The sequence below is a fragment of the Thermoanaerobaculia bacterium genome (genome assembly GCA_018057705.1).
GTDB lineage: Bacteria > Acidobacteriota > Thermoanaerobaculia > Multivoradales > JAGPDF01 > JAGPDF01.
Genome location: JAGPDF010000100.1, coordinates 1 through 6,538 on the forward strand (window position 1 = coordinate 1; position 6,538 = coordinate 6,538).

The window sequence follows — 6,538 nt, forward strand, 5'->3', positions numbered from 1 at the left end:
TCGCGCCCCCCGTCGTTCTCCTCACCGTCACCGCGGCGGGCCTCGCGGCCTGGGCGGCCTTCAACTTCGCCCGCTTCGGCAGCCTCTTGCCGCCGGTTCCGACCGCGAGCCACGTTGCGACCCTCTCCGAGTTGCTGCGCGAGCCGCGATGGATCGGTGGCCTCTTCCGGAGCTTCTGGGCCAAGTTCGGCATGCTCAATACGCCCCTGCCCTGGCCGTTCTACCTCTGGTTCGCCGCGCTCAGTGGTGCTGTCGTCGTCGGCGTCCGCCGTCTCGCTGGCTCGCAGCGCCTGGTCCTCGCCTCCGCCCTGCTCGCCAACGCCGGGCTCGTGCTGGCGTACCAGGTCACCGTCGACCTGCAGGCACAGGGCCGTTATCTCCTGCCTTCTCTGGCAGCGGCCGCCGCGTTCGGCGGCGCAGCGTTGCCGACGAGAGTCCATCTGGTGCTCGCCTGGGGCGCGGTGCTCGTCGCCATGGCAGCCCTCGCGACGATCGCGCGGACCTACTCCTGAGTCCTCCACTTGCCGGACCCGCGGAGCGGTCGTACGCTCGCCGGCAAGGAGAAGACGATGTGCCGAAACATCAAGACCCTGTTCAATTTCGAGCCGCCGGCGAGCGCCGGGGAGGTGCGCGCGGCTGCGCTCCAGTTCGTGCGCAAGGTGAGCGGCTTCCAGTCCCCTTCGAAGGCCAACCAGCCGGCGTTCGATCGCGCCGTGGACGAGATCGAGGCGGCCGCAGAGAGGCTGCTGGCCGATCTGGTGACGCCCGCCGGGCCGCGCGACCGCGAGGTCGAGGCCGCCAAGGCGCGGGCGCGATCGGCGGAGCGTTTCGGGCGCGTCCCCTGACGCCGGCGAACCGGCGCCGGAATCCGGCGAGCGATGCAGGGTCCGATCCGGAGCGCCGGCGCGGGCGCCCTTGCGGTAGATTTCGCCCATGACTCCCTTTCGCCGTGTCTTCGCCGCCGTCGTTCTCTGCGTCGCCGCTGCGTCGTCCGCCCGGGCCGAAGAGGACGCGCGGGCGCAGGTTCTCGCGACCGTTCAGAGTCTCTTCGACGCCATGGCGCGCAAGGATGCCGAAGCGGGGAGGAAGCTGTTTCTTCCCGAGGCGCGGTTCTTCTCGGTGCGGGTCGAGGCGGGGGCGCCGATCGTGGGCACCTTCACGATCGAGGAGGGCCTCCGAAGATGGGCCGAGAGCTCCGAGGCGCTGCTCGAGCGCATCTGGAGCGCCGAGGTCCGGATCCACGGCCGGATCGCGACGGTCTGGACCCCGTACGACTTCCATCGCGACGGCAAGTTCAGCCATTGCGGAATCGATGCGTTCGACCTCGTCCGGACAGCCGAGGGGTGGCGACTAGCCGGCGGGGTCTACACCATGGAGACGGAGGGTTGTGCCGCCAGTCCGCTCGGCCCCCCGCCCGCAGGAGTCACCGGAGCCACCGGAGCCAGCGGAGCCAGCGGCAGCGCGACTCCCAGGGCGCAACGCCGATGATGATCGCCCCGCCCCATCGCGTCCGTCGCAGCTATGTGCAGCAGCTCGTCGCTCCGCCTGCCGCGGTCTTTCCGCTCCTGTGTCCGGTGCGGGAGGCCGACTGGATCGAGGGTTGGGATCCGCTCGCCGTGTGGAGCGCCTCGGGTGTCGCCGAAGTGGATTGCGTGTTCACGACCGCGGCACCCGCAGGGGGAACCCAAGCGGCCGTCTGGTACGTCACCCGCCACGAGCCGGAAAGCGGCTTCGTCGAGATGCTCAAGATCACGCCGGGGGTGACCGCCTGCCGGCTCGCCATCCACCTGCGCGCCGTGCCGGCCGGGTCGGAGGCGACCGTCACCTACATGCACACCAGCCTCGGCCCCGCGGGCGACGACTTCGTGGACGCGTTCACGGAGGCGCACTACCGCCAGTTCATGCAGGACTGGGAGGCGCGACTGAACCACTACCTGCGGACCGGAACAGCGCTGCCGGGGGAGCGCGATTGAGCGCGCAGAGGATGGCGCCCGCCGCGGCAGCGGGGAGGGTCGAGACGAGTGCGCTCCGCGCCCGGACTCGGAGCTCGGTCCGGTCTGCCCTCGTCGCGGGGATGGTGTTGGCGGCGATACCGCTCGGCGCGCAGTCGGGTCGCAGCCGGATGAGCGGCTTCGTCTTCGCCGACTCCGACACGCGGGTGCTCGCAGGAGCTACGGTCGAGCTCGTCGGCGATCCGGAGTCGGAGCGCCTGCGGTCGGTGCACGTCGTGGCGAGGACGTCCGCGGCGGGAAAGTACGACATCGAGCGCCTGCCCTACGGACGCTACGAGCTGCGGATCGCCGCGCCCGGTTTCGAGCCGTATTCGATCCCTCTGTACCTCGCCTCGGATGCACTCACGAGCCTGCATGCGCGGTTGCGCAAGGCGGCAACGGAGCCGATCGGTCCGGCGGTGGAGAAGGGCGAAGTCCCTTGAGGAGTCCCGCTCCGGACTGCGGCGACCGACCATGACACCGCCCGGCACGATCGTCGTCGACACCGATCCGGAGCGACTCGACCTCGCGGTCGTGCACGGCTTCCTCACTACGAGCTACTGGGCGCGCGGCATCCCGCTCGCGGTGGTCCGCGAGTCGGTGCGCCACTCGCTCTGCTTCGGGCTCTACGACGGCGAACAGCAGGTGGGTTTCGCGCGCGTGATCTCGGACAGGGCCACCTTCGCCTACCTCGCCGACGTCTTCGTCCTCGAGTCCCACCGCGGGCGCGGTCTGGGCAGACTCCTGATGACCGCGGTGATCGATCACCCCGAGCTCCAGGGTCTGCGCCGCTGGATGCTCGCCACGCGCGACGCCCATGCCCTCTACGTCCAGTACGGCTTCACTCCACTGCGGGCGCCGGAAAGCTTCATGCAGCTTCACGATCCGGACGTCTACGCCGAACCGACCGATGCCGGTCGGCGCCGCGAAGCGGGAGAGGGTGAAGCGCTGTGAAGGCGAGAGGATCGATCGGCGGATCCGCCGAGGATGTCGGTTCCGGTCTCGAACCCGTCGCGCGCAAGGCGCCGCGATACCACCTGAGTCCAGGAGATTCTGCGATGCGATCGGCTCCCGTCACCGTCCTTGTCGCCTACCGTGCGCTCCCCGGCCAGGTCGAGCGTGCTCTAGCCGAGATCGAGGCTCTCGTCGCCACGGTGGTCACGATGGAGCCCGACTGTCTCGGAATCCGGCTGCTCCAGGACTCTGCCGACCCCGAGCGGCTCCTGCTCGTCGAGCGGTGGTCCAGCCGGGAGGCTTATCTCGGTCCGCACCGCGAGACCCCGCATTTGCAGGCGTTCATCGCCAGCGCGGCCGCCTTCCTCGCCGGACCTCCGGAGATCCGGATCTGGAGAGAGCACGCGGAGCGCCTGCCCGATTAGGCTTCTGGCAGCCGCTGGCCTCTGCCGGCGCGGCGGCGCGGAGCGTTACTCGGCGCGGTGAAAGCGGCGGGTGGCGAGGCCGAGGACGACGACGGCGAAGAGGGCGAGGGCTCCCAGCTCGGGCAGGACGTCGAGCGGCGTGACGCCCTTGAGGAAGATGCCGCGCACGATCACCAGGAAGTGGCGCATCGGGTTGGCGAGGGTGATCCACTGGAAGATCTGCGGCATGCTCGAAATGGGAAACATGAAGCCCGACAGCAGCACCATCGGCATGTAGGCGAGGAAAGCGGAGAGGAACGCCTCCTGCTGGGTCTTCGAGATCGTCGAGATCAGCAGGCCGTTGCCGAGCGCGCAGGCGACGAAGAGGAGCGTCGCGCCGAGAAGCAGCAGCGGACTGCCACGGAAGGGCACCTTGAACCACAGCAGCGCCATGCCGGTGATGAGGACGAGGTCGATGAGCGCGATGAGCGCGAACGGAATGGTCTTGCCGAGGATGAGCTCGCTCGGCCGGAGGGGACTGACCGCGAGTTGCTCGAGCGTGCCGATCTCGCGTTCGCGGACCACGGCGAGGGCGGTGAGAAGCTGGCACACCAGGCTGAGCAGGAGGCCGATCACCGCCGGCACGTTGTAGTTCCGACTGGCGAGATCCGGGTTGTACCAGGCCCGCGAACGCACGTCGAGCGGCGGCGCGCGGCCGGCGAGCGAGCGCGCCAGGGCGACATCCTGCACGATGCGCTCGGCGTGGCCCTTGGCGATCGTCGCCTGATTCGAATTGGTGCCGTCGAAGAGCAGCTGCACGCTCGCTCGGCCCTCGGCGAGATCGTGCGCGTAGCCGGCGGGGATGGCTACCGCGAGCGCGGCGCGGCCATGGTCGAGGGCGAAGGCGAGATCGGCGTCGCGTTCGGCCCACTCGACGACGTCGAAGTAGCCGCCGCCGACGAGCGCCGTCACGAGCTCGCGGCTGTCGCGGCTCTGGTCGCGGTCGAGGACGATCGTCGGCGTATGCCGCACGTCGGTCGAGACGGCGTAGCCGAAAACCAGCAACTGGACGATCGGCGCCACGAGCACCAGCCGGGCCATGCGCGGGTCGCGGAAGACCTGGCGCAGCTCCTTCCTCACCATCCAGCCGATGCGACCGAGTGCCGCGCGCATCAGTCGAGCTCCTTGCGGAAGGAGCGCACGGCGAGCGCCAGGCCGAGAACGGCGAAGGCGAGCATGAGCAGAGCCTGGTAGCGCAGGACCGAAATCCCGACTCCCTTGAGGAAGATGCCGCGGGTGACCACCAGGAAGTAGCGCGCCGGCACGAGGTGGGAGATCGCCTGCAGCGCCGGCGGCATGTTCTCGATGGCGAACATGAAGCCCGAGAGGAGGAAGGCGGGGAGGAAGGTGGCGACCAGCGCGATCTGGGTGGCGAGCACCTGCGAGCGTGACACCGCCGAGATGAAAAGCCCGAGCCCGAGGGCGCCGCAGAGGAAGAGGAACGAGAGCGGGAAGAGCAGCAGGGCGTTGCCGCGCATCGGCACGCCGAAGAGCACGACGCCGAGGATCGACACCGCCGCGACGTCCACGAGGCCGATTGCGAGATACGGGAGGAGCTTGCCGAGCACGACCTCGAGCCGGGTCACCGGTGTCGAGGCGAGCTGCTCCATAGTGCCGCGCTCCCACTCGCGCGCGATGGTGAGCGAGGTGAGCATCGCCGCGATGACCATCATGATCACCGCCACGAGTCCCGGGACGATCATGTCGCGGCTGGCGAGGGTCTCGTTGTACCAGACCCGGGAGTGGGCGACGAGCGGCAGCGTCAAACGTTCGCCTTGCAGCAGGATGCGCTGGCCGAAGGCGGCGGCCACCCCCTCGGCGTAGCCGAGCGCGATCGTCGCGGTGTTGGCGTCGGAGCCGTCGAGCAACACCTGGAGGCGCGCCGTGCGGCCGGCTCCGAGGTCGGCGCCGAAGCCCGGCGGCACGACGAGCACCAGCCGCGCCCTGCCGCGGGCGAAGAGCTCCACGGCATCGCCCGGGCGCTCGGGCCGCGCCACGAGCTCGAAGTAGCCCGAAGCGAGAAAGCCATCGACCAGCTCGCGGCTCGCGGGGGAGGCGTCCTGGTCGACCACGGCGAGCGCGATGTCGCGCACGTCCCAGACGATGGCATAGCCGAAGATCACCAGGAGGAGAAGCGGCAGAGCGAAGGCGAGCAGGAGGCTGCGCCGGTCGCGGGCGAGCTGCAGCGTCTCCTTGCGCGACATCGCCCAGAGGCGGGAGAGGTCGAGGCGGGGTGCCCGAAGCATGGCTCTAGTCCTCCACCGCGCCGCCCGCCGATTGCACCAGGGAGATGAAGACATCCTCGAGCGAGGGCGGAATCTCCCGCAGGCTGGCGACCGCGATGCCCCGCGCCGCGAGGAGGCCCGGAAGCTCGGCGAGCGCCGCGTCCCGGTCGGCGACCGTGACGTGGAGGTCGCGCCCGAAGAGGCCGGCGCGCAGGACACCCGGTGCGCCGTCGAGCGCCGCCAGGGCGCCGATCGCGCCGCTGGGATCGGTGGTCTGGAGCTCGAGGAGCTGTTCGTTCGCGGCGGCGCGCAGCCCCGCCGGGGTGTCGAGGGCGATCAGCTTCCCGCGGTTCATCAGCGCGAGGCGGTGGCAGGACTCGGCCTCTTCCATGTAGTGGGTGGTGACGAAGACCGTCGTGCCGCCGCCCGCGAGCTCGTAGATGAGATCCCAGAAGCGCCGGCGCGAGATCGGGTCGACGCCCGAGGTCGGCTCGTCGAGGAAGAGGATCGGCGGCTCGTGGAGGACGGCGCAGCCCAGGGCCAGACGCTGTTTCCAGCCGAGCGCCAGTTCGCCGGCGAGGCGGCCGCGCTGGTCGGCCAGGCCGGCCATCTCGACGACCCAGGCCCGGCGCGCCGCGAGGCGGGCACCGCCGACGCCGTAAAGGCCGGCGAAGAAGCCGATGTTCTCGTCCACCGTGAGGTCCCCGTAGAGCGAGAAGAGCTGCGACATGTAGCCGATCGAGCTCTTGATCCGGGTGCGCTCGGTCGCGATGTCGAAGCCGGCGACACGGCCGCTGCCGGAGCTCGGAGCGAGAAGCCCGTTGAGCATCTTGATCGTCGTCGTCTTGCCGGCGCCGTTGGGTCCGAGAAAGCCGAAGACCTCGCCCGGCGCGACGGCGAACGA

The 6,538-nt window shown here is 70.1% G+C and carries 9 protein-coding genes and 1 pseudogene (1 of these 10 cut by a window edge); 7 read left to right on the forward strand and 3 right to left on the reverse strand.

Annotated elements, in window-relative coordinates:
* From KBI44_19555 to KBI44_19585, 7 genes are all read left to right on the forward strand, one after another.
* Positions 1–512, forward strand: a 512-nt coding sequence (locus tag KBI44_19555) for a hypothetical protein (protein MBP9146679.1), incomplete at its 5' end; no start/stop codon positions are given.
* 57 nt (positions 513–569) lie between these two features.
* Positions 570–845 (forward strand): DUF2277 domain-containing protein, encoded by a 276-nt coding sequence (locus KBI44_19560; GenBank protein ID MBP9146680.1) that lies wholly within the window; start codon positions 570–572, stop codon positions 843–845.
* An 88-nt stretch (positions 846–933) separates the two neighbouring features.
* Positions 934–1,488 carry a nuclear transport factor 2 family protein gene (locus tag KBI44_19565; GenBank protein MBP9146681.1) on the forward strand — a complete coding sequence of 185 codons (555 nt, stop codon included), beginning with the start codon at positions 934–936 and terminating at the stop codon, positions 1,486–1,488.
* Complete coding sequence (locus KBI44_19570) at positions 1,485–1,973, forward strand: hypothetical protein (protein MBP9146682.1); 489 nt, start codon at positions 1,485–1,487, stop codon at positions 1,971–1,973. The genes KBI44_19565 and KBI44_19570 overlap by 4 nt, the downstream gene beginning before the upstream one ends.
* Entirely contained in the window at positions 1,970–2,434 is a 465-nt protein-coding gene (locus tag KBI44_19575; GenBank protein ID MBP9146683.1) for a carboxypeptidase regulatory-like domain-containing protein, read from the forward strand. The genes KBI44_19570 and KBI44_19575 overlap by 4 nt, the downstream gene beginning before the upstream one ends.
* Before the next feature lie 31 nt (positions 2,435–2,465).
* Entirely contained in the window at positions 2,466–2,945 is a 480-nt protein-coding gene (locus KBI44_19580; protein ID MBP9146684.1) for a GNAT family N-acetyltransferase, read from the forward strand.
* 104 nt (positions 2,946–3,049) lie between these two features.
* Positions 3,050–3,370, forward strand: coding sequence for an antibiotic biosynthesis monooxygenase (locus tag KBI44_19585; protein MBP9146685.1), 321 nt, complete (start codon positions 3,050–3,052; stop codon positions 3,368–3,370).
* A gap of 45 nt (positions 3,371–3,415) precedes the next feature.
* Here KBI44_19585 and KBI44_19590 read toward each other — a convergent pair whose 3' ends face one another.
* From KBI44_19590 to KBI44_19600, 3 genes and pseudogenes are all read right to left on the reverse strand, one after another.
* Positions 3,416–4,522: an ABC transporter permease gene (locus KBI44_19590; GenBank protein MBP9146686.1), complete on the reverse strand. Its 1,107-nt coding sequence runs from the start codon at positions 4,520–4,522 to the stop codon at positions 3,416–3,418.
* A complete protein-coding gene (locus KBI44_19595) occupies positions 4,522–5,655 on the reverse strand; it encodes an ABC transporter permease (protein ID MBP9146687.1) in 1,134 nt (377 codons plus the stop codon). Before KBI44_19595 ends, KBI44_19590 begins: the two co-directional genes overlap by 1 nt.
* Positions 5,656–5,659: 4 nt before the next feature.
* Positions 5,660–6,538: pseudogene (locus KBI44_19600) on the reverse strand (ATP-binding cassette domain-containing protein); it runs 627 nt beyond the window's last position.

Coding starts and splice junctions, on each gene's coding strand:
- KBI44_19590 (MBP9146686.1), bottom strand. CDS start 4,522: ATGCGCGCGGCACTCGGTCGCATCGGCTGGATGGTGAGGAAGGAGCTG.
- KBI44_19565 (MBP9146681.1), top strand. CDS start 934: ATGACTCCCTTTCGCCGTGTCTTCGCCGCCGTCGTTCTCTGCGTCGCC.
- KBI44_19585 (MBP9146685.1), top strand. CDS start 3,050: ATGCGATCGGCTCCCGTCACCGTCCTTGTCGCCTACCGTGCGCTCCCC.
- KBI44_19560 (MBP9146680.1), top strand. CDS start 570: ATGTGCCGAAACATCAAGACCCTGTTCAATTTCGAGCCGCCGGCGAGC.
- KBI44_19570 (MBP9146682.1), top strand. CDS start 1,485: ATGATGATCGCCCCGCCCCATCGCGTCCGTCGCAGCTATGTGCAGCAG.
- KBI44_19595 (MBP9146687.1), bottom strand. CDS start 5,655: ATGCTTCGGGCACCCCGCCTCGACCTCTCCCGCCTCTGGGCGATGTCG.
- KBI44_19580 (MBP9146684.1), top strand. CDS start 2,466: ATGACACCGCCCGGCACGATCGTCGTCGACACCGATCCGGAGCGACTC.